The sequence below is a fragment of the Floridaenema aerugineum BLCC-F46 genome (assembly GCF_041929345.1).
Taxonomy (GTDB): domain Bacteria; phylum Cyanobacteriota; class Cyanobacteriia; order Cyanobacteriales; family Aerosakkonemataceae; genus Floridanema; species Floridanema aerugineum.
Window position 1 is genome coordinate 1 of the sequence record NZ_JBHFNQ010000038.1, and the last position, 21,658, is coordinate 21,658.

Consider the following 21,658-nt stretch of genomic DNA (forward strand, 5'->3'; position numbering starts at 1 on the left):
TCGGTGTAAAATAATGGTAATAAATTCATTATTTTCGTTAATTAGGTCTTCTTGAGAATAGCAGACCTCTTTTTTTTTGACAACAATCGGTAAACCCCGCACGCAGTAAGGGGTTTACCGATTGTTGTCACCCCGTCAGCCTGAGTAATGAAAAACTACTACATCTCCTGGTTTAGCTTGTGCAATTAAATGATTTTCAAATGCTGTTAAAATACCTTCACGGGTAGCTTGGGCATCAGTTAAAATCAGGATATCTTTGGGATTGAAACCGAAGCGGTGAATCAGAAGTTCTCGCTGCAAATCTACATCGGTGACACATCCTTTTAAAGAGTTAAATCGCTGACTATTGGGGTATTGATTAATGCCAACTAAAAGGGCGAGTTTGCGGGGAGTATTTTCTGCCAAAACACGGGCGTAGCGAATTCCTTTCTGTTGGATTTCTAATTGATTTATTCCTAGTGTTGCCAGTAAAGAACCTGTAAATTGTAAAAATTGTCGTCTTTTAATGGAAGGCATAATCAACTTTATATTTAGATGCAATTAAATAAAATTCTACAGGTACGTAGTTGCACTTTAGTGCGGAAGCGCAACGACGTACTTTTATCTGCTTTATTCTGCTTCACCAATTAAAGTAAAAGCGGCCCAATTTTTGGGATCGGGATGTTGCTTCATCGTCGTCAACATCGCCTGACGCAACGCTTGCGCCTTGTTCGAGTTGTTTTGCCAATTTTGATAAAATTCTGTCATCAGGGATGCTGTAGGGGCATCTGGCACTGCCCAGAGAGATACAATTACACTGGATACACCCGCGCTGATTAAACTACGCGATAGTCCGACCACTCCATCTCCGGTAATGCGCCCTCTTCCGGTATTGCAAGCACTTAAAACTACTAATTCGGCATTAAGTTTTAAGTTGAGGATTTCGTCAGCGGTTAGTAAACCGTTATCGTTGTTAGAGGGTGCCAGAGCGATCGCACTTTCCAATCCCTGAACATCATCAAGCAATCCATGTGTGGCAAAATGGACAATTCTGGCTAATGGTAATTGTTCCACAATGGTTGCTTTGGTGGCAGCATTACCGATCAAAGGTCGAGTCTTAAACAGAGGTGCAATAGCTTTAGCCTCTGTTTCCGCACCTGGTAAGCTGGGTAATTGTTCAGGTAGTTGACCTATTCCTGGCGCTACACTGGGCATAGTTGGATTTCCCACCACCAAAACTTCCCCTGTGTTTGCTTTTTGTCTTTGTTGCCTAGTGAGTGCCAAAACCTGAATTGAAGGTGCAGTAATAATGGTATGTTTTTCAATTAGGTATTGACCTTGTTGATCTTGGAGTGCTGGAAAGGGTACGAGAAATAATTCACCTTGAGGAATGAAGGTGACTTTAGCATTAGGGTCAGTGGGTAGTCGATCGGCGATCGGTGCAATTAAAATTTGATGGAGTTGCTGTAATTGTTGAGTGAGATTTGCTTGTTGTCTTTGTTGAACACCAGGACGAGGAACTACTTTAACAATGGGAAGAGATCTTACACCAATGGAGTCGCGGCTAGTAAAAACTAGTTCTGATAAAGATGTATTGTGTTGTTTTTGAAAGAGTTTGAGGTCAACTTTCTCAAATTTAGTTTCACCTGTAGGTTTGATCACCCAAATATAAAGTTCTGATTCTTTGGGTGGTGTTTGACCTTGGCTGTTGAAATCATCATATACGATCGAATACTGCACTATGGTAGTGTTTTGTATTTTGGCAATTTCTTGAATTTGAGCCAGAGTAGGTGAAGACAAGTTAGCTGAATTATTCTTGTTGAGGCTAGATAAAACATTTGAATTTGCTGGATCGGAAGCTAACCTCTGTGCTAGTAATTCTACAAAGGCACGAGCACGTCCTCGTTCGGCAATTTCCAAGGCAAGTTCGGGTTTATTTTGAGCAATCAAGACTTGTTGCAGAAGACGATAGGTTGTTTGTTGAGTCTCGAACAAAGAAACTCTGTCTTTATCAGAGAGTTCTGCCGATCGCAGAGATTCCCAAATTGCAATTGCATCAAGCAAGTGTTTTTCTGCGTCTATCAGATGACCAGTTTTTAGAAGTGCAAAGCCCAGGTTGTTGAGAACTTCACCTTCACTACGACGATCGCTAATGTCACGAAAAATAGTTAATGCTTGAGAATAGAAATTGATCGTCTTTTTAGATTGCCATAAGGAGAAGTAAGCGTTACCCAAACTATTCAAAGTATGAGCTTCACTACTGCGATCGCCAATTTCACGGGCTAGCTTAAGTGCTTGTTCGTAAACTATAAGAGCTTTTCCACCTTGACCTAAAGAAACGTAAGCTGTAGCTAAATTGTTCAGGGCATTCACTTCAATAGTTCGATCGCCACTACCCTGTGCAATCACAAGAGCTTCTTGCAGAAATTCTATGACTTCCATGTATCTATCAGAAGTCCCAGCAGTATTGTCCCTACCTAAACGAGTCATAGCACGAGCTTCGCCGTTGCGATCGCCTATACTACGTGCAATAGTTAAAGACTGTTGATAAAACTCTTTCGCCTTAGAGGATTGCCCCAAAAAATGGTAAGCATCACCTAAACCAATTAGACAACTAACTTCAGCTTTGCGATTATTCTTACTGCGAAATATATTTAGAGACAACTGCAAGCTTTCAATTGCCTTAGTATATTGCCCGACAGAGTTGTAAGCATTGCCTAAATTTTTGAGAACTGTCGCTTCGCCATTGCGATCTTTTTCGCTGCGATAAATATCGAGCGCAGGTTGCCAGATACCGATGGCTGTGGAAAATTGGCTTTTTTGGTATTCCTGAATTCCTCGCTGCAACATTTTTGCTGCTATTTGTCTGGGCTTGGGAGGTAGATCCTGTGGAGTTGATTGATATGTGGATTGCCATTGCTGTTCTCGCCATTTTTTCTCCTCTCGCTCTCGCCGCCTTAGTTGCTCTTCGATTCTCTTATAATCCCGATCAAACTGACGCAGTTGTTCGATTTGCTCTTTAGATGGTGGTTTTAGTAACTCCAGTATTAATCGATTTCTTGGAGAACTGTAATCAGTAGTTGGTGTTGAGCGAATTGATCGTACCAGAGAACTGTAATCACGAGTTGGTGTTGAGCGAACTGGTTCAAAAATCCGTCGCGCAATTAATTGTGGAGTTGAAGAAATAGTTCGATCGCCAATCCCTAAATAATTTTTTGCTTGACTAGATTTTACTTCTTGTGTTGACACTGACAAGGCTGTGGCAAACTTAATTCCTAACGGGAACTCAAGGCTAAAGAGAGTGAAGAGGGCAATTAATTGGATTGGCGATCGCATATTTGACTCCTGGGGTAAATACGGATTTATGTCGGTTTGGCTGTACTTGAGTTTGTTTAATTCAGTATATGTCTGGACTTTTAAGACTTATGCACTTTGTCTCACTCCGCTTCCCCAATTAGGGTAAATCCTGCCCAATCTCTAGGATGAGGATATTTTTTCATAGTTTTAATCATGCTTTGGCGTAAAGCTTGCGCTTTATCAGGCTTCTGTTGCCAAAAGCGATAAAACTCAATCATCAATTCTGCTGTAGGAACATCGGGCACTGTCCACAAAGATACAATGACGCTAGGAACACCCGCAGCCATAAAAGAGCGAGACAATCCAATTACTCCATCTCCTGTAATCTGTCCTAATCCAGTATTATCGCCACTAAGAACTACTAATTCCGCATTAAGTCTCAAATCTAAGATTTCGGCAGCAGTAAGTATGCCATTATCGTTTTCAGATGGAGTTAAAGCTAATCCACTTTCTAAACCCTGTATTTCATTAATAAATGTATGGGTTGCTAGATGAATAATCCGCGAGTTAGGCATTTTTTGTAAGACAGCTGCTTTGGTAGCATTTGAACCGAGCAGAGGTTGGGTGTTGAATATTTGTGCAATAGCGATCGCCTCCTGTTGAGCACCTGGAAGAGAGGGCAATAATTCCGGTTGTTGCCTGGTAGGGTTTCCTACTATCAGCACGTCTTGGGTTAATCCTTGAATTTGTCTTCGCCGTTGATGAGTTAAATCTAATACTTGAATACTGGGTGCAGTCAAAATAGTATGTGCTTCAATTAAATACTTACCCTGGCGATCGATTAACGCTGCAAAAGGAACCAGAAATAAGGAACTTTGCGGAATAAAGATCACCCGACTTTCTGGCTGTTTTGGTAAAAGTTCAGCAATAGGTTCAATGAGAATTTGATATAGTTGTTGCAATTCTCTTCCCTGATTTCTCAAATTATTAGTACTACTTCCTCTGATAGATTCCCGTGCTTGGGTGACTAAATCGGCTAAAGAGATTTTCAGAGATTTGAGTTCCTGACGACGCAATTCTACTTGACCTGTAGGTTGAATTGCCCAGATTAATAGTTCTACTTCTTGATTTAAATCCTGATTAATTGAATAATAAATCAGCGTGGCTTTTTGCTCAGAGGCAATACGTTTGATTTGTTCAATAGTCGGCAAATTAACTGCTTGTGAAACTACTTGATTTGGGGGTTCTACTGATAATATAGTTTTTGATAACAAGTCTATTTGGATGGTTTCGGTGGCTTTAGCAAAAGGGTTTATTTGAAAATCCCAGCTTACCGAAATAGCGATTACTGTTATAAAGTAGACAACTTTTAGAATTTCTCTGAGTACAGTGGTGAAAATTAGCATAGATAAAATGTCACTTCACTGGAAGTTTAGCGAGGTTATCAAACCTGTAATATGTCTGTGGCGATCGCACTTATGCAATAATAAATTCCAAAAAGACTACGGTTTAGTTGTTGATGATATTGTTGCTCCGAAAACTTGGAGTACTTTAGAATACCAAATCCACGACTAATAATTCTCTGAACTTTTTATTTTTGCGATCGCCAATTTCTACAACTTCTTTCTCTAGGAATTAGTACTGCGCGATCGCATCCACCCGCGTCCCATGTAACCCATGTTGTGGTCAGGTACCGGAATCGCTCTCAAAACTAGTACACCTACTCCCACTCAAATTCGCCAGGGTGTGAAAACAATTTTGGCTTCAATAGTCAGTTAATTAATACAGCTATTTTCTTAAGAAAACATAAAAAATAAGAGTTTTTATACTTGAGCGAAACAGAGTTCGCTCATCTTAGCTGAACACTTTAAAGACCAGGAGCAGAATAATTATTAATTCCTGCCAACAATCATCAAAACCTGAGCATAAAGCTCAAGGATTTTTCGTAGTTGTACCGCGATCGGATAGCTGGAGTTTTGGCTTGGGTGAGGGTGGTAGTTTAGTTATTTCTGTATCATTACTCTCTTCACTGGATGTGGATTTTTTGAATTCTTTAATTTGTTGTAGTGCTTCGGTTTTCATTTTCTTGCTAGCTTTAAAGAATTGCGGCACTTCTGATTGCGGCAAGGTTAATAACGAATCAAAACCAAATACGTTCCTTTGCGGTAAAAATTTAGCTTTGATGGAGACAAACATTGGCTTACCTTGTTCTTCTTTATCTAATTTAGGATTAAACCGAAATGGTCGCATCGGCGCATCTTTCCAAAATATCGGTAAATGGCTGCCTTTCATAAATCTGACTCTTTTGTAAACTGGGGATTTTTTCACCAACTCTAATCGTTCGGGAGTAAAATTCTTGAACACCGAAATGCACGGGACTTGACAAACTGGTATAAACTGCCACAAACCTGAGATTTTAAACTCAAAATCATTGAGGGATCTACAAATCCCTTCACTCGAACCGTTGTCGAATCCTACTAATTGGAAGGTGATTTGATGGGGTTTATCTTTTCGAGGAAAATGAATTACTTTAGGATACAGGATCAGACGTAACTCGTTATTCCCTGTAGTTTCTATTTGTTTTTTCAGGGCTTCAAATGCTTTCAAGCCTTTTTTTGTGGGAATATATAAAAGCGGGTATTTGCGGCCAGCAACGGTGACGGTAGCAGCTTTATCTTCTTCTGTAAAAGTTACTTTCCCTGGGAGGATGCCTACGGCTTGGAAAAGTAGTTCTTGGGGGGAATCAGTGGTCATACAAATTAAGTGTCTATTGATTAGCTTTTTGACTTATGATGACCAAGGTAACATCCTCAGTCAATTGCGATCGCATCAATCCAACCCGGAAACAGTGCTTTCACCTTAGCATGAAACACATCTCTTGCTGAAGCCAACAATAAAATCGCAAATACACATAGCCCAAAAAAGTCTCGGTAATGGTAACAGCCAGCACCCATCGCTCAAGCTGTGTAGCATAATATATGGAATGGGATGTGTAATGCTCAAAGAAACACCGATCGACTTGGCTGCTGATGCCATTTTTATTGCTGACTTGAATGGCTACTTCACGGAATTGACACTCCTCGACTATCAAGGTACGAGGATTCTTGGTTCACAGGCTCGCCGTAACAAAAGCAGGATTGCTGCATATTCTAGCCTACCGTTTATCGCCCAAGGCAAACTCTTCGGAACATTAAGTTTTAGCAGCAGAACTCGGATGACGTTTTCGCCAACACAAACCCAATTGTTTCAGGCACTTTGCGATCGAATTGCCACAAAGTGTAGATCGAGAACAAGCGCTCGTCGGCGGCGAGCGAGCTTATATTGCCAAACCCGTTGCGACACTTCAAATAATCACAACTGTCGCTCAATTTGTGCCTTAGTCAATTTCTGATTCATCTGGAAAAATTATCTCTAATTTATCCATTTCCATTTGCTATTTTAAGATAATGATATGTTGGTTAAAACATAGACGATCGCTCAATTTATCGCCAAAAGGAAGTACCATTATGTTTCTAGTAACAGGAGCCACTGGAGATTTAGGTCGCCGGATAGTGCGCTTATTATGCGATCGCATAATGCCAGTACGTTCATTTGTCCGCCTTACTTCACGTTACGGGGAATTAGAATACCGAGGTAGCGAAATATTTATCGGTGATTTACAACAAGACAAAGATATTCACAAAGCTTGCTTTGGAGTTAAATATATTATCAGCGCTCATGGTGGAGAGGGCAATCCTTCAGCAGTTGATTACCGCGCTAATATCGAATTAATTGACCAAGCAAAAGCATCTGGAGTCGAACATTTTGTTTTTATCTCTGTGCTTGGTGCCGATCGAGGATACGAAGATGCGCCGACTTTTAAAGCTAAACGAGAAGTGGAAAAATACTTACAATCTAGTGGATTAAATTACACTATTTTGCGTCCTTCTGGATTTGCTTCTAATGTTTTAGAATTAGCAGAAAGATTCCGGGATACGGGGATTTATTTGTTAGTAGGAGACCCGAAAAATCGTTCTTCAATTGTTAGTACTGATGATTTAGCTCGGATGGCTGTGGAATCTGTGAATGTACCAGCAGCAAAAAACCAAATCTTTCCGGTTGGCGGGCCGCAAATTATAGAACGAGGTGAAATTCCGCAACTTTTTGGCAAGATTTTTGACCAAGAACCATTTGTGGTTAATGTGCCTTTGTTTATGTTTGATGGGGTGCGAAGTGCGATCGGTGTATTTAATCCTTTTGCCAAAGACTCTTTAGGAACTCTGCGCGTATTACTGGGAAATGAATTCTTTTGTACCAGTGATGAAATTGCCAACTTGGAGTCAACTTTTAACTTCAAGTTAGAAAGTTTGGAAATGTTTTTGCGCCGCTATTTAGGAGTTTAAGCAAAGTTTAGCATAGTTGGAAGTGCTGCTTAAAAAATGAGGCGATCGCCATGTATGCAATAGTTACAAAGCCATTAAGCTTTGAGGAATTTCTCGCTTGGGATGACGGATCGGGCAGAGAATTTGAGTTAGTTGATGGGGTTCCTGTGCCATTATCTGAACCAAATGCAAATCATGAGGATTTGATAGAGCGACTTTGTGCTTACCTGGAAGTTCACTGCTTGGAGGCGAATCTTCCTTATGTTTCTAGACAGTCTAAACAGGTTAGACTGAAAACTAACCCAGACGAAAAAGAAAAAAGCCGTAAAGCAGATATTGTAATTTTTGCCAAAGAAGAATGGCAGCGCATGAAAGGTAATTCTAGCTCTGCAGCTGGTTACATTCCACCGCCTGGAGTCATTGAGGTAGTTAGTACAAATTGGAAAGATGACTATCTTACCAAACTTGCTGAATACGAAGATTTAGGAGTTTCAGAATACATAATTGTGGACTACGCGGCTTTAGGTGGAATTCGTTTTATTGGTTCGCCGAAACAGCCAACAATTACGATTTATCAATTGGAGAATGGTGAATATCTGCCTGGTAAGATTTTTCGAGGGGACGATCGAATTGAGTCTCGGTTGTTTCCCAACTTAACTCTCACAGCCTCACAGATTTTTGGCATGAGTAGGTGATAAGCGGGGAAGGAACAGAGATTAAAATCTCTAATTCCTTCCCCAGATTTTTTAGACAACTACGATTGAGGGAAAATGGGTTATACAGCTACAGTCATGTTATAGCTGGTGTTAGCTGTAGTGGTGTTGGTAAATACTTGGACAAAGTAAGAACCTGCGTCCAAGTTTTGTGTCAAAGTACCCAGGCTATTGTTAGAGGAACTCACAACACCCAAAGTTTCTGTACTATCAAACTGACCATTGTTGTTAGTATCTCGGTAAAGGATAGCATACGCTGGATCGGTTGTACCGTTGAGAGAAAGGTTGATATTCCTGTTACCATTTAAGACGAAGCTGTAGAAGTCGAGGCGATCGGTACTGCCGACAAAATCACTTACCGTGCGACTACCGCTGAGAATACCTAGACTGAAAGCACTAGCTTGAGTACTTCCGGGATCTGTGGCGTTGGTAGAGGGAATGGTAGAAGGCGACATTGCCAAAGTGTAGAGGGTGTTACTTGCAGGGCTTTCAGTTAACACATCAATATGATAATAACCAGCACCCAAGGTCTTGTTAATGACTGCGGGAGTGGAAGCATTACCAGTAACACTAGCTATTTCTTCACCTGAATCAACTCGACCGTTATCATTAGTATCTGCAAAGAGTTTTAAAGTAGCATTATCACTCAATCCAGAAAGATTCAAGTTAAGATTAATTGGATCGACTACACGGAAGCCGTAATAGTCATCGCGATCGCTAGTTCCCACGAAATCACGAAAAGTTGCTTTCGCAATTAAAGTTCCTAAATCGTAAGCAGTAGTAGAAACGTTACTCGGATCTGTGTAAGGAGAAACGGCTGGAGCACCTACCCGTCCTTCCCGAATCCCATTATCCAAGAAGTGTAGCAATGCGGCTTGATAATTATTTCCAAAAGCTGCTCTCAAATCACTATAAGTTGCTAAATAGAAAGGTGCACTGAAAAATTCTGAGGAAACTCGCCCTTCACTCAACCCATATTCAGTAAAGTGTTGATACAATTGCTCGTTATTGAAACCAACAGCAACCAAGTCAGTATTCACCGATCTGTAAAAATTAGGGCTGAATGCCACTGAAGAACGCCTTCCTTCATTAGCACCAAAGTTTTCCAAATGGCTCAATAACTGCGTGTTAGTTGTTAACCCTGCCCGTCCTAAATCGGTATTGGATCTAGCATAATATCTGAGATTAACAAAAGGTGAGACTAATCGTCCTTCGTTAATACCTGTTGTGCGGAAGTGGTTTTCTAGTTGTTGCGGGGTAGTTAAACCTGCGGCTGCTAAATCAGGATTCAGAGAAGCGTAAGTATTAGCGTCAAAAAGATTGACAGCCATGATTTTTTCCTCCTAAAATGAAGGGTAAGCACTATATTTGTGAGAAAAAACACAAAGCATTTGGCAATGGCTATGTAATAAAAGCCTGCCATTTTTCATGTAGCTGATAAATGGAAGATGCGATAGCTCAAACTATGTTTTGTACACTTAAGTATCCCAACCTAACTATATATCATAGAAGACTTTTTGGCGATTTAGTTACAAGGAATACAGAATTTTTTAACAAAGTCAGTATGCGATCGGTTCTCCATAGATTCACCTAACCAAGGTGTGCTTTTGCTTTTGCTTTAGCACACCTATCTCTACAAACACCGATCGTAGTATTCCAGAAAGTTACCAAGATTTACTAAAAGCCTGGAATAGTGGTCAGTGCGTCAGGATTAAAGCTAACAGGATGGCGACGATCGCGCCCACAAAAGTATTGATAGCATTAACTACTTCGTTAGTTAACCAGCTAACTTTTGTTTGGAGAGTGGCACCAATGACGCTTTCTAAGTTAGTGGCGACAAAGGCGGCGATGAGGCATAAACCGACACCTACTAAATTTATTACACCGATGCCCCAAGCTAGGAGGGCGATCGCAACTGAACCGACAACTCCGGCTAAAGTTCCCTCTAAACTAACTGCACCTTCAGTTCCCCTAGCGACAGGTTGTAAAGTAGTAATCAAAAAAGTGCGTTTGCCATAAGCTTTGCCGACTTCACTGGCGCAGGTATCGGAAAGTTTGGTGCTAAAACTGGCGACATAACCGAGTAAAAGTAAAGGTTGTAAACTGGGGGGGAGGAGATTGGCACCAATGGCAGCTACGCCTAAAGCACAAAGGGCAGCGGTAGCCGCTGAACCCCAAACATTTTCTGGCCCTCTGGCACCAGAACGCTTTTCGGCTATGCCTTCGGCTTCTTTTTGGGCCATACCGATGCGGGTGACAGCCGATCCTGCGAGGAAGTAAAACATAACGACTAGGTAACCTTGCCAGCCGAGAGTTCCCCAAATCAGTACACCTAGAAACCAAGCGTGAAATAAACCAGCGGGAGTAAGTAGTTTTTTGGGGATTAGCCAAGCGATCGATAATAAAAGTGTGTTTAATCCCACTGCAATTAACCAAGGATTGAGCGAATAAATAGAAGTAAACATGGAATACGAGCCTCTTGTGAACAGTAAATTATGAATCAAGTATTATTTCATCTTGCCTTTCCGGTTGCTAACATCGCCCAAACTAAAGAGTTTTATGTTGATGGTTTAGGGTGCGAAGTAGGTCGAGAAGCGGCTGATTCTTTAATTCTCAATCTTTACGGACATCAAATCGTTGCTCATGTTACCAAAGAATTGCTTACGCCGCAAAAAGGGATTTATCCCAGACATTTTGGTTTAATTTTCACCCAAGAAGCAGATTGGGAAAGTTTGTTAGCCAGAGCACAACAAAAGCAGCTGCGTTTTCATCAACAACCGAAACAGAGATTTGTGGGTATGCCTACTGAACATCGTACTTTCTTTTTAGAAGATCCGTTTTACAACTTTTTGGAATTTAAATATTACTGTCAATACTCGGCAATTTTTGGGGAGGCGGAGTTTGCCCAAGTGGGTGATGCTGTCTGATGTCTTCTGAAAGGGCTTCTACTACTGCGGCAATTGCTTTAGGATCGGTGATCATCCAGGCATGAAGGGCAACTGGTACTTGCACATCTCGACCGACTAACAGTTGAGAACTAGTAGGGGGCACAATCATTAAGTCAAAAGGTGTCCAAATGGAAGTAAAATTAATGCGATCCAACATGGCAAAATCACGATTTAAGTCAGCTAAAAATGGGCTATCTGGTCGCATTTGAATGCTGCCGGGGCGATCGAGAAGATATGCTAAAACGGTGCCATGATGGGGTGAGGAGATGGTGATAAAACGCCCGACGCGATCGATTCCGCCTAACCTTTGAATATAGTAACGGCTGACAATTCCTCCCATACTAAACCCGACAATATCGATGGGTTGTTCGGGAGGAAAAGTTTTTTCTACGTAATTAGCAATTTGTTTAGCTAAGTAGTCTAAAGGTCGTGAGCAATTATTGGGAGTTAAGTCTATGTCATGGACTAACCAACCTTTTCTCGCTAATTGGGGAGACATTTTACAGAAAACTGTGGCAGTATCGTTAATACCGTGAACTAAGAGTACGGGGTTAGGTTTAGTGGTAATGTTCATATTGTTTTCCAAGCATTATTTAATTTTAGTTTAGGGGACTGGGGACTGGGGACTGGGGACTGGGGACTAGGGTAGGGGCAATTCATGAATTGCCCCTACCCTAGTCCCCTAAACTATTCATTCATATTTCTATAAGTTGCTACGGCGGAAGGAGATATGCGGTTTAAGTATCTGAAGATCCAATACTTAAATACGGTATCTAAAATCACAGGGAAAGTAGCAATAAACAAAAAGATAAAATCACGATTTTCTGGTAATCCTAAATGGCGAGCGACATTTTCTAACAACACTTCCCAACCATGAGGGGAATGAAAACCAACGAAGATGTCAGTTAATAGAATAATAATGAAAGCTTTGGCACTATCGCTAAGTCCATAGACAACTTCATCCATAAAAGATTTCAAAATTGCAATTTCCCGACGACTAAACATAATTATGACGACAAACATACCTAATGCTGCTAAGTCAGAAAACACATTTTTCACTGCGTTAGCACTGGCGCGTCGGGATTCTTCGGCTATTTCATTTGCTCTTTCTTGCAGCTTTTCTTCGATTTTTTCTGGCTCAAGTTTGGGGGTTCCCGAAATTAAATAATCAAACCGTAGGCGTTCTTCAAACTTTTTTAACTCTTCAAGGGCTTCTCTTTCCAAGTCCTCATTGATGAATATACTAATTTTGTTTCTCTCAATTAAGTTGTCAACGATCGGACCTGCAACCGCCAATTTAAACAATTGGAAAGTTAACAAAGGGACAATAATTAAACTTAAAATAAACCTGAGAGATATTGCCGTTTTCGCTTTAGAACTTCGGTATTTTCTGATAACTTCCTGTTCGGATTCGGGGTCTAATTCTCTTTGAATTTTATTTAAAGTTGAAAAAATGGATCTGGGTAATACTCCGGTTTTATCAACAACGGTTTCAAATCTATTAGGCTCATCTTGAGGCACACCAAACAGCTGCTTTTCATTGTTTAACCCATCAGCAGCCATAGCTTCAGTACGTTCCAGTTTGTTATTATTTTGGGGAACGACTATTAAGGAAGTAGATGGGTTTTGAGCGTTAATTCTGGATGGTACTCTGTACTTGGCTATTACTTGGTCGATAAATTTCAGTTTTTCTAATGTTATTGTAACCTGCTCGGAGTTGGCTATTCTTTTGTAATTACCATTACTATCAGCCGAGTTTACTTGAGATTTGACAATTTTTTGACTGGTAATTAAATTGAGAAAGGAACTACTAGCTTTAAATTCTCGCAGGCGATTAGCAGCAATAGTTAAATTTTGTCTTAATTCTGACTGAAAATATGCTTTGACACTATCGCTATAATCAGTTTGATTGACAGAAATTTTCTTGCCTTCAAAATATTCATCTTCAATGGCTTTAATTTGTAAAGCGGCATTGTATGCTTGTTCTAAGGCTCTTTCTGGGGTGTCAAAGTACCAATCTCTAACCGATCGTACTAACCCTTGAATTGAAGTAAAAATGCTGTTAATCATGACACAGAGGGTTGTGAATTTTGTCTTTTAGTTGTATGAGGGAGGTATTTTTATAGAATGAGTCTTTCAATGTATGTGGTATGATAACAGATTGAACGGAGGAGAAACGGTGTTTTCTGAATCTCTTTGGATTTTGGGTTCCAGTCGTAGTGGAAAAACCGCACGTTTGATAGAGCAGTTTTGCCATTGGTTAGAGTTAGGCTTTGATTTAGCAAACGTTGGTGCAGGAGATTCTTTGGCAGGTGAAAGAGTTTCTTTAAGGAAACGTCGTTTAATTGCCAAGCAAGGTGTCCCAGCGGTTTTAGTATTTGCGGCTAATGGAGATAATCGCATTGAATTGACCGATCGCATCGCCGCTGCTAAACCTAATCTAGCTGTACAAACTACCACACCTTTAGCTTTTTTTGAAAATGAAGTAACTCTATTTTGGCCTTTATTAATTCAACAGTTGAATTTGCCTGCACAATTTCCCTTGCGTCTACGTCCAGAGGCGGAACAAGAATTTGCTACTCAACTATGGCGACCGGAATTAGACCAGGGAATTGCGGTAAAAATGGGGGTGAATGAATATCGTTTGGTGCGGCGTGCTTTGGACTTGTTGCTATTAGCAGGTTTAAGCGGTACACCAATCGAAGACCTACCTAAAATTTTAGAACAAGGTTTTCCCAATGAACAAGAAAATGATGATTCTCCCGCAACTAATAGAGTAACAATTCCTTTGGAAATGTTCCTGCGTTGGCGAGACTGGTGTTGGCAAAAAGGTTTATTAACTTACGGAATTATTGCAGAGTTATATTGGCGATATTTATTACCTAATCAAACTTATCAGCAGCATTTAAAGCGACGCTATCGGTTAGTTTTAGCGGATGATGTGGATGATTATCCAGCGATCGCAGGCGATTTGTTTGAGTTTTTATTAAGTAATGGTGCTATTGGCGCGTTTACTTTTAATCCTGAAGGAAGAGTCAGGTTAGGTTTAGGTGCTGACCCCGATTATATAGCAAATTTAGCTTCTCGTTGTCGAGTGGAAAGGTTAACCAATCGACCTGTAGAATCTTTGGCAGATAATTGGGGAATGACATTAGTAGAAGCTGTTAGCGATCCGATGTTAATGTTTAGTTTGCCAGAAGAAATCAAGTCTATTCAAACAACTTCGCGATCGCAATTGTTACGCCAAACAGCGGAAGTAATTATTGATGCAGTTAATTCGGGAAAAGTTAAACCGCAAGAAATAGCTGTAATTGCACCTGGTTTAGATGCGATCGCACGTTATACTTTAATCGAAATTCTTTCTAGTAAAGGCGTTGATGTTGAGTCTTTAAACGATCAACGTGCTTTAGCTAGTTCGCCAATTATCCGCGCTTTACTAACTTTATTAGCCTTAGTTTATCCGGGTTTAGGCAGGTTGGTAGATAAAAATGCGATCGCAGAAATGTTAATTGTTTTAAGTGCGAGACAAGTATTTAGCGGAGAACCTAATTCTCAAACAAAAATTGAATATTCGATCGATCCAGTGCGTGCAGGTTTACTAGCTGATTATTGTTATAAACCAGATATTGAATTGCCGGAATTATTACCTGTAAAAACCTTTGCGCGTTGGGATAGATTGGGATATCGTGCGACTCAAGCTTACTTAGAAATTGTGCAGTGGTTGTCAGAACAGCGATCGCAACAAGAACAGCATCTTATTCCTAATCCAGTTTACGTTTTAGACAGAGCAATTCAACGCTTTCTTTGGCATGGTAGCTATCTTCCTTATGACCAATTATCAGCATTGCGAGAATTAATTGAAACCGCTCAACAATACTGGGAAGTTGATGCCAGAATGCGAAAAATTGAAACTAGTAATGCTTTACCTAATACTACCATTGGTCGGTTTATTCAATTGCTCAGAGGTGGGACAATTACAGCTAATCCTTACCCAATTAGACTATTTGGAATTACCAAGCAAGCGGTTACTTTAGCTAATATTTTCCAATACCGTTCTAGTCGGAGATTTCATAAGTGGCAATTTTGGTTAGATGCAGGTTCGCCACTGTGGTTAAGTGGAGGTGCAGCAAACTTATTTGGCGCACAATTATTCTTACAAAATCGTTTTGGTCAACCTTGGACGACGGAAGATGAAAATAGAGAAGGTGAGGCAAGATTACGACGAATTTTAAAAGATTTGCTCAGTCGTACAGGGGAGAGACTTTACTTATGTCATAGTGATTTAGCTGTGAATGGACAAGAACAAAATGGCCCTTTGGTAACATTAATAAATGCGGCGGTTCCTGTGCTAGCCGTACAATCAAATGAATTTAGGTAAGAATGCGATCGCACTTTACAAATAAAAAGAGCGATCGCATTTTGGGAGAGTAAGCTTTTAATTACTAAAACTGAAAGGTTTATGTGGTTATGAAATCTCTTGTTGAGAGTTGAATACTGCCATTAGATGTCGAAACACCCAAAGCCACAGCCACAACTTCACTAGTATTACTACTCAAAACAATAGCTGTATCGTTACTGGAATAGCCATACAGACTACCAGATCTTAACTGATATTGACTGAGACTTCCTTGAACTTTGATCTTATCAGCCTGCGATTTGGAAAAGTCTTGAATGACAGCCCAACTATTACCTAAGTAGCCTTTTCCGTAATAATCACCAATGACGAAAGTATCTGCACCAGCGTCACCGCGTAAATTGTCAACTTCCCCATTTCCACTCAAGCCACTATAGTAAAAACCATCTAAAACATCGTTACCAGCGCCGCCAATCACAGTATCATTTCCAGTCCCACCATATAATAAATCATTGCCGTCATTGCCATAAAGAAGGTCATTGCCACTGTCGCCTCTTAGGGTATCACTTCCGCCTGCTCCAGTTACCGTGTCATTTCCACCTAAAGCGTTAATATTGTCGTTACCCGCACCTCCTGTAAGGTTGTCATTGCCTGCTGTGGGAGTACTAGGAGGAGTACCTCCTGTTGATGATGGGATTGTTACAAATTTCGCAGCATTAAAAGCAGCCGTACCAAGAGAAATTGTGCGGGAGTTGTAATATTGTCCTGCCCAGTTTGCTTCCGAAATAACAAATGAACCGTCTGAGTTAACTTTTTCAACAAAACCTACATGACCGACGGAACCTGCTCCCGCTTGCAAGGGGTCCCAAACAACAAAACTGTTAGCTTTTACTTGCTTAGTCCATCCTAAATTATCATCCCACTGACCCGCATTACCAAACCATTTTGCGCCGAAGCCTTGATTATTTTTAAATAACCCTTTTTCAATGGCACGACCATAAGCAAATTCAGTACACCAAAAAGTCGAATCGTTGTTTCCAGCAACAATTTTATTGCCTGCTGCTTGATAGTTAATGGAATTAAGGTTTATTCCGAAATCAGATGGATTTGGCATAGGTTTTTCCTTCCTTACTGTGTGGGATTTGTCTGGTAAATAAAATGCAAAGTTATGCGTTCACAAACCCATTTTTCACTTACTTAGTGTGGAATAGTGAACGAAACTTGAGATTAAACTGTATGAGATTAATCAAATCCTGGTAAGCGCGATCGCGTTATTGTCTAATTTATCTAAACAGTAGTAATGCGTTCACACCTAGTTTTAGACGTTCATCAAATTCTCAAATCTCCTAGTTGATGAATAAATTAGCTTTACTAACACAATTAAATGTAACTGATAAAAAAAACTTATCAATTGTGGCTTACACTGAAATTTCCCTATATTTTGTCGAGACAAAAACCTCATAAACCACTTTGGTTTTGTGAAGTTGTCTTAAAATTTCCTGCTGAAAGCTTTACAAATAATAACTTGCAAGAAATATGAGTAATTTTACGTAGGTAGTTTAAACCCTAACTTTCTTCTCTTACACCTTAGTGATGGAATGGTAACAGAAAAGAAAAGATTGCTCAGAAAAAAGCCTTAAGAGAAGCGAGTTTAGTTTATTTGTTGAAAAAGTCATTTAAATCCTAAATCATACCAAATCCGGGTCAATAGGGGCGAAGCATTCGGACATAAAATCTAGGGTTTTGAGTCATAAATTGTCGCCCGAATGCTTCGCCCCTACTCTTAACCGAGCAGTATTGAAATCCGGGTAGATTACCCGCTTTTTTTTGAAACGCGATCTTCGCAGCGATTCGCGATAGCGAATTAGACGCGAAGAAGGGGAAGAAAAGACCAATAAAATACACCTACGGGTAGCTAACGCGGATTTGGTATCAATCCTTAATTCAGTTCGTCTATCTACCGGGAATTTAGCCAGTCTTTAATTTCTTGTGCTAACCAAAGACATTCGATCGCACTCAACCCCAAAGCAAAAGAATACCTTTTATCTATAGTTTGAATAGTCACCATTTCTTCTTCTTTTCCCTCGGCACTAAAAGAAGAATTATGAGTAATTTGTACGCTTTGAAAAACATCTTGAATGTCGGAAATATAACCTTTTTTCTGAGTAGCACAATAATTCAAGAGCCATTTTTCGATTAGGAAGCTTTGCGCTTTAAAAGTAATTGTTTGATAGCCAAATTTTTCGATTAAAAAGCGATAACCTAATAAGACCCACAGCAATAATAATAAACTATATAAAGTGAAGCTTAAAGCTGAAGAAATCAGCATTGCTTGAATTACGCCAAAAATACTGAACAACCCCAAGTGAGATAACAATAATAGGATGATTACACTGCCGATTATTTCTCCAAAAGATAGTTTTTTGCTAGGTAATTTAATAAATAAACCATATTGCGATCGATTAACTTTAATTCTATTTTGTTGAGGTTGAATAAGTTTTTTTACTGGGAGACTATATACACGATTATTTTTTAATGATTTCAAAGCTTCTTCGGCTTTAGTAAAACGTTTTTCTAAAGATGGTTCTGTGAGTTTTTCAATCCATTGGATAAATTTGGTGTGAGCATTAGTGCGATCGCTAAAATGAATCCTTAAATCTCTTTGCGGTAAATCTGCGGGAGAAATTCCAGTTAATAAATGAATTAAAGTTGCTCCCAGTGCATATAAATCGGAAGCGGGAACTGTTCTTCCGCCAAATTGTTCTAGCGGTGCATAACCGTAAGTTCCTACAACAGTAAAAGTTGCTCCTTCAACAGTGGCTTTGTCTTGAACTGCACCGAAATCCACTAAATATATTTGTTTATTTTTACCTAAAATTATATTGCTGGGTTTAATATCTCGGTGGAAAACTGGGGGATTCAATTCATGTAAATAACTTAAAATATTTAATAATGATTCAGCAATTTGGCGGACTTCTTTTTCGGTGAATCTTTTACCTATTTTCAGTAATTCTTTCAAAGATGCACCTGGGATGTATTGTTGCACTAACCCAAACCATAAAACGCGATCGTCAACTGAAAAATAATCTCGATATTGGGGAATTTGGGGATGTTTTAAATGTTTGAGAATTTGTGCTTCTCGTTCAAACAATTTTAAATCATCCCATTGAATATCGCCGCCAAAAGCTAGGAGTTTCACAATCACTTTTTCGGAAGGCTTATTTTTTAAGTCTTCTGCTAACCAGGTTTGTCTTCCAGCATTTTGACCTAACTTTTCTTTTAGCTGGTAACGTCCTTGCAAAACTTGTTCTACTTGCAGCATATTTCCCATTCCCTTTGGCAATTACTCAATTCTATCTTGTGGTTGTCCTGGTGTATCTATACTATTGACAAAACTATAAACTATGCCAAACACCACGAAAAAGCTTAAAGCAAAACCGCTCAAAGATAATAATACTAACCGACCATAATTGACTGGTTGATTAATATTAATATAGTTATCTCTTGAAAAATCTCTCCTGACTAAAACAGGTTCTTGTAAAGTTTTTAATGCTTCTCTAGCAGAATTAAATCGCTTTTCTGCTGCTGAGGCAGTGAGTTTTTCTAACCAACTGTTAAAGCCGGGACTTAAGAGGATTTTATCAGCAAATTCAATTCTCATTTGTTGGGTTAAATCGGTTGGAGGAATACCTGTTAATAAATGAATTAAAGTTGCTCCCAGCGCATACAAATCTGAGGCGGGAACTGCTTTTCCCCATAATTGTTCCGGGGGAACATAACCATTTGTACCAACTACAGTAAAGGTAACTCCTTCGGCTTTTGCTTTGTCTTGAACTGCACCAAAATCTACTAAATAAATTTTGCGGTCTTTTCCTAAAAGTAAGTTACTAGGTTTAATATCTCGGTGCAATACTGGCGGACTTAATTCATGTAAGTAAATTAAAATTTCTAATATTTGGATCGCAAAAGAACGCACTTCTGGGGGATAAAAAATTCTTCTTTGGTTGAGCATTTCTTGTAAGGAAGTCCCCGGAATATAATTCTGCACTAAGCCAAACCAAAGTAACCCGGTACTTGTTTGTTCATCAATAGAAAAATAGTCAAGATATTGGGGAATTTTCGGGTGATTTAGATTAGCTAGGACTTGAGCTTCTCTTTCAAAAAGTTTTATTTCTTGCCAATCTATTTGGGGACTAACAGCTAATAATTTGACAATTACTAACTTTTTTGATTCGGATAAAATGTCTTCTGCTAACCAGGTTTGTCGTCCGGCATTTTTGCCTAATTGCTGTTTTAATAGATAGCGATCGCTTAAAATTTTTTGAGTATCTAGCATTAGCTTTTCCTCTGTTTAGATTTGCTCAATCCAGTCTTGCATTTGTTGACTTAACCACTGACGTTCAGTTTCATTCAAGTCTTGACCAAAACCGTATTTTAAAAATTTAGTTTCCAGAGTTATTCCTTGATATTTTATCAGTTTTACTTGCTTAACTTGAGCAGTTTCTATGTGATGTCGCCAATAAGTCCACCCCCATAACTTCTGTTCTAATACAAAGTTTTTGCGATCGCCAAAGATGCAGTAATCTGATACTCTTACTTTACGAAACCGAAAGTGAGATAATAATTTAAATAATTCTTTGCTCAAAGATGAGCTAAATTTTTCCATAATCATAAATGTAAAAAATAGCATAGTCACTAGTACAAAGGCTAAGGAAAAGTTTAAATAATTGATGATAATAGCACTTAAAATTACAGCTAACGAACTCCCTAATAACAGAAAGACAACTAAAAGGCTGAAGAAGGATGATCCGGCTAAAATTAATTTTAGAACTAAGGCGATCGCATCGAGAAAAATCCCAAATCCTCGTCCCGGAATTTCCACTTTTAACTGAGTAGGAGATTGCCAAAGTTGAATTTTACTCTCAGGAAATAGCGAAATTTTCTGTAGCGGTGCGTTGAGATAACGATTAGCTTTTAAATCAGTTAAAGCTGCTTGTGCAGTTTGATAACGTTGACTTAAATCTGGTGCGGTGAGTGCTTCAATCCAGTAAACAAAGTTAGAATTAATACTAATGCGATCGCGAAATTGAATCTTTAAATTCTTTTGCGGTAAATCAGCAGGCATAACACCTGTTAAAATATGAATTAAAGTTGCACCGAACGAGTAAAGATCGGAAGCTGGAACCGCACGTCCCCAAAATTGTTCTAAAGGCGCATAACCCGCCGTACCCACAACAGTAAAAGTCACTCCTTCCATCGCACCTTGTTCTTGAACCGCACCAAAATCTACTAAATAGATTTTGCGATCTTCCCCGAAAATTAGATTACTCGGTTTAATATCGCGATGCAACACAGGCGGGGTGAGTTCGTGCAAATAACAGAGAATTTTTAAGAGTTGAACAGCTAGCGATCGCACTTCCTTTTCGGTAAAATGCCTCCCAGAATCCAACAAATTTTGCAGCGACTTTCCCGGAATATAATCTTGCACCAAAGCAAACCAGTATAAACCAGAACCAGCCTGTTTATCTATAGAAAAATAATCCCGATATTTGGGAATACGGGGATGAGAAAGATTTTTTAAGACTTGCGCTTCCCGTTCAAAAAGTTTAAAATCCTCCCACTGCATTTCCGGGCTAAAAGCCAAGAATTTTACAATTACTTTTTCCTCTGGCGACGCACTTTGATCTATAGCAATCCAAGTTTGTCTTCCCGCATTCTGCGCTAAACATTCTTGCAGTAGGTATCTACCCTGTAACAAATCCCCTGCTTGCAGCATCACAACTCCTTGCAGACCTATTCTTTACTAATTTACCTGCAAATGGGAAAATCCGGTCTGTTGTGAGCACTTTAGTGTTCTACTTACCTAAGAGTAGGACTAAAGTCCAACAACGAACTAGGACTAAAGTCCAACAACGAACTAGGACTAAAGTCCAACAACGAACTAGGACTAAAGTCCAACAACGAACTAGGACTAAAGTCCAACAACGAACTAGGACTAAAGTCCAA

At 39.6% G+C, this 21,658-nt stretch carries 17 protein-coding genes and 2 pseudogenes; 6 read left to right on the plus strand and 13 right to left on the minus strand.

The annotated features are described in order from the left end of the window. Positions 1 to 138: 138 nt before the first annotated feature. The 3 genes and pseudogenes from ACE1CC_RS04220 to ACE1CC_RS04230 form a co-directional block, all read right to left on the minus strand. A pseudogene (locus ACE1CC_RS04220) lies at positions 139 to 516 on the minus strand (caspase family protein); the annotation flags it as partial. Positions 517 to 609: 93 nt separating this feature from the next. Continuing rightward, the gene (locus tag ACE1CC_RS04225) at positions 610 to 3,315 is read right to left on the minus strand and encodes a CHAT domain-containing protein (RefSeq protein WP_413269221.1); all 2,706 of its coding nucleotides are present in this window, start codon (positions 3,313 to 3,315) and stop codon (positions 610 to 612) included. A 101-nt stretch (positions 3,316 to 3,416) separates the two neighbouring features. Then, positions 3,417 to 4,682, minus strand: a complete 1,266-nt coding sequence (locus tag ACE1CC_RS04230; RefSeq protein ID WP_413269222.1) for a CHAT domain-containing protein — start codon at positions 4,680 to 4,682, stop codon at positions 3,417 to 3,419. 7 nt (positions 4,683 to 4,689) lie between these two features. Here ACE1CC_RS04230 and ACE1CC_RS04235 point away from each other — a divergent pair, with 7 nt between their 5' ends. After that, the gene (locus ACE1CC_RS04235; protein ID WP_413269223.1) at positions 4,690 to 4,851 is read left to right on the plus strand and encodes a peptidoglycan-binding domain-containing protein; all 162 of its coding nucleotides are present in this window, start codon (positions 4,690 to 4,692) and stop codon (positions 4,849 to 4,851) included. Positions 4,852 to 5,208: 357 nt separating this feature from the next. Here ACE1CC_RS04235 and ACE1CC_RS04240 read toward each other — a convergent pair whose 3' ends face one another. Continuing rightward, positions 5,209 to 6,030, minus strand: a complete 822-nt coding sequence (locus tag ACE1CC_RS04240; RefSeq protein WP_413269224.1) for a hypothetical protein — start codon at positions 6,028 to 6,030, stop codon at positions 5,209 to 5,211. Positions 6,031 to 6,086: 56 nt separating this feature from the next. Next, complete coding sequence (locus tag ACE1CC_RS04245; RefSeq protein ID WP_413269225.1) at positions 6,087 to 6,230, minus strand: hypothetical protein; 144 nt, start codon at positions 6,228 to 6,230, stop codon at positions 6,087 to 6,089. Between the two features lie 41 nt (positions 6,231 to 6,271). Between ACE1CC_RS04245 and ACE1CC_RS04250 the strand changes: the two genes are divergently transcribed. The 3 genes from ACE1CC_RS04250 (at position 6,272) to ACE1CC_RS04260 (ending at position 8,332) form a co-directional block, all read left to right on the plus strand. Next, the gene (locus ACE1CC_RS04250; RefSeq protein ID WP_413269226.1) at positions 6,272 to 6,667 is read left to right on the plus strand and encodes a GAF domain-containing protein; all 396 of its coding nucleotides are present in this window, start codon (positions 6,272 to 6,274) and stop codon (positions 6,665 to 6,667) included. Between the two features lie 115 nt (positions 6,668 to 6,782). Further along, positions 6,783 to 7,658, plus strand: coding sequence for an SDR family oxidoreductase (locus ACE1CC_RS04255; RefSeq protein ID WP_413269227.1), 876 nt, complete (start codon positions 6,783 to 6,785; stop codon positions 7,656 to 7,658). 50 nt (positions 7,659 to 7,708) lie between these two features. Then, a complete protein-coding gene (locus tag ACE1CC_RS04260; protein ID WP_413269228.1) occupies positions 7,709 to 8,332 on the plus strand; it encodes a Uma2 family endonuclease in 624 nt (207 codons plus the stop codon). An 80-nt stretch (positions 8,333 to 8,412) separates the two neighbouring features. On the opposite strand, the gene ACE1CC_RS04265 is transcribed toward ACE1CC_RS04260, so the two are convergent. Together ACE1CC_RS04265 and ACE1CC_RS04270 are read right to left on the minus strand one after the other, a co-directional pair. After that, complete coding sequence (locus ACE1CC_RS04265; RefSeq protein ID WP_413269229.1) at positions 8,413 to 9,681, minus strand: hypothetical protein; 1,269 nt, start codon at positions 9,679 to 9,681, stop codon at positions 8,413 to 8,415. 366 nt (positions 9,682 to 10,047) lie between these two features. Beyond that, positions 10,048 to 10,815 (minus strand): TIGR00297 family protein, encoded by a 768-nt coding sequence (locus ACE1CC_RS04270; RefSeq protein WP_413269230.1) that lies wholly within the window; start codon positions 10,813 to 10,815, stop codon positions 10,048 to 10,050. 30 nt (positions 10,816 to 10,845) lie between these two features. Between ACE1CC_RS04270 and ACE1CC_RS04275 the strand changes: the two genes are divergently transcribed. After that, positions 10,846 to 11,277 (plus strand): VOC family protein, encoded by a 432-nt coding sequence (locus ACE1CC_RS04275; RefSeq protein ID WP_413269231.1) that lies wholly within the window; start codon positions 10,846 to 10,848, stop codon positions 11,275 to 11,277. Here ACE1CC_RS04275 and ACE1CC_RS04280 read toward each other — a convergent pair. Both ACE1CC_RS04280 and ACE1CC_RS04285 read right to left on the minus strand, forming a co-directional pair. Next, positions 11,207 to 11,872 (minus strand): esterase/lipase family protein, encoded by a 666-nt coding sequence (locus ACE1CC_RS04280; protein WP_413269232.1) that lies wholly within the window; start codon positions 11,870 to 11,872, stop codon positions 11,207 to 11,209. The genes ACE1CC_RS04275 and ACE1CC_RS04280 overlap by 71 nt on opposite strands. Positions 11,873 to 11,985: 113 nt before the next feature. After that, the gene (locus tag ACE1CC_RS04285) at positions 11,986 to 13,368 is read right to left on the minus strand and encodes a proton extrusion protein PcxA (protein ID WP_413269233.1); all 1,383 of its coding nucleotides are present in this window, start codon (positions 13,366 to 13,368) and stop codon (positions 11,986 to 11,988) included. Between the two features lie 109 nt (positions 13,369 to 13,477). On the opposite strand from ACE1CC_RS04285, the gene ACE1CC_RS04290 reads away from it, so the two are divergent. Beyond that, positions 13,478 to 15,676 (plus strand): recombinase family protein, encoded by a 2,199-nt coding sequence (locus ACE1CC_RS04290; RefSeq protein ID WP_413269234.1) that lies wholly within the window; start codon positions 13,478 to 13,480, stop codon positions 15,674 to 15,676. A 79-nt stretch (positions 15,677 to 15,755) separates the two neighbouring features. Here ACE1CC_RS04290 and ACE1CC_RS04295 read toward each other — a convergent pair whose 3' ends face one another. From ACE1CC_RS04295 to ACE1CC_RS04310, 4 genes and pseudogenes are all read right to left on the minus strand, one after another. Then, on the minus strand, positions 15,756 to 16,766 hold the full coding sequence (locus ACE1CC_RS04295) for a CHAP domain-containing protein (RefSeq protein WP_413269235.1): 1,011 nt from the start codon (positions 16,764 to 16,766) through the stop codon (positions 15,756 to 15,758). Between the two features lie 843 nt (positions 16,767 to 17,609). Continuing rightward, positions 17,610 to 18,974, minus strand: coding sequence for a serine/threonine protein kinase (locus ACE1CC_RS04300; RefSeq protein ID WP_413269236.1), 1,365 nt, complete (start codon positions 18,972 to 18,974; stop codon positions 17,610 to 17,612). Between the two features lie 213 nt (positions 18,975 to 19,187). Then, positions 19,188 to 19,988 (minus strand): annotated as a pseudogene (locus ACE1CC_RS04305) (serine/threonine protein kinase); the annotation flags it as partial. Positions 19,989 to 20,003: 15 nt separating this feature from the next. Further along, positions 20,004 to 21,428 carry a serine/threonine protein kinase gene (locus ACE1CC_RS04310; protein WP_413269238.1) on the minus strand — a complete coding sequence of 475 codons (1,425 nt, stop codon included), beginning with the start codon at positions 21,426 to 21,428 and terminating at the stop codon, positions 20,004 to 20,006. Positions 21,429 to 21,658 lie beyond the last annotated feature (230 nt).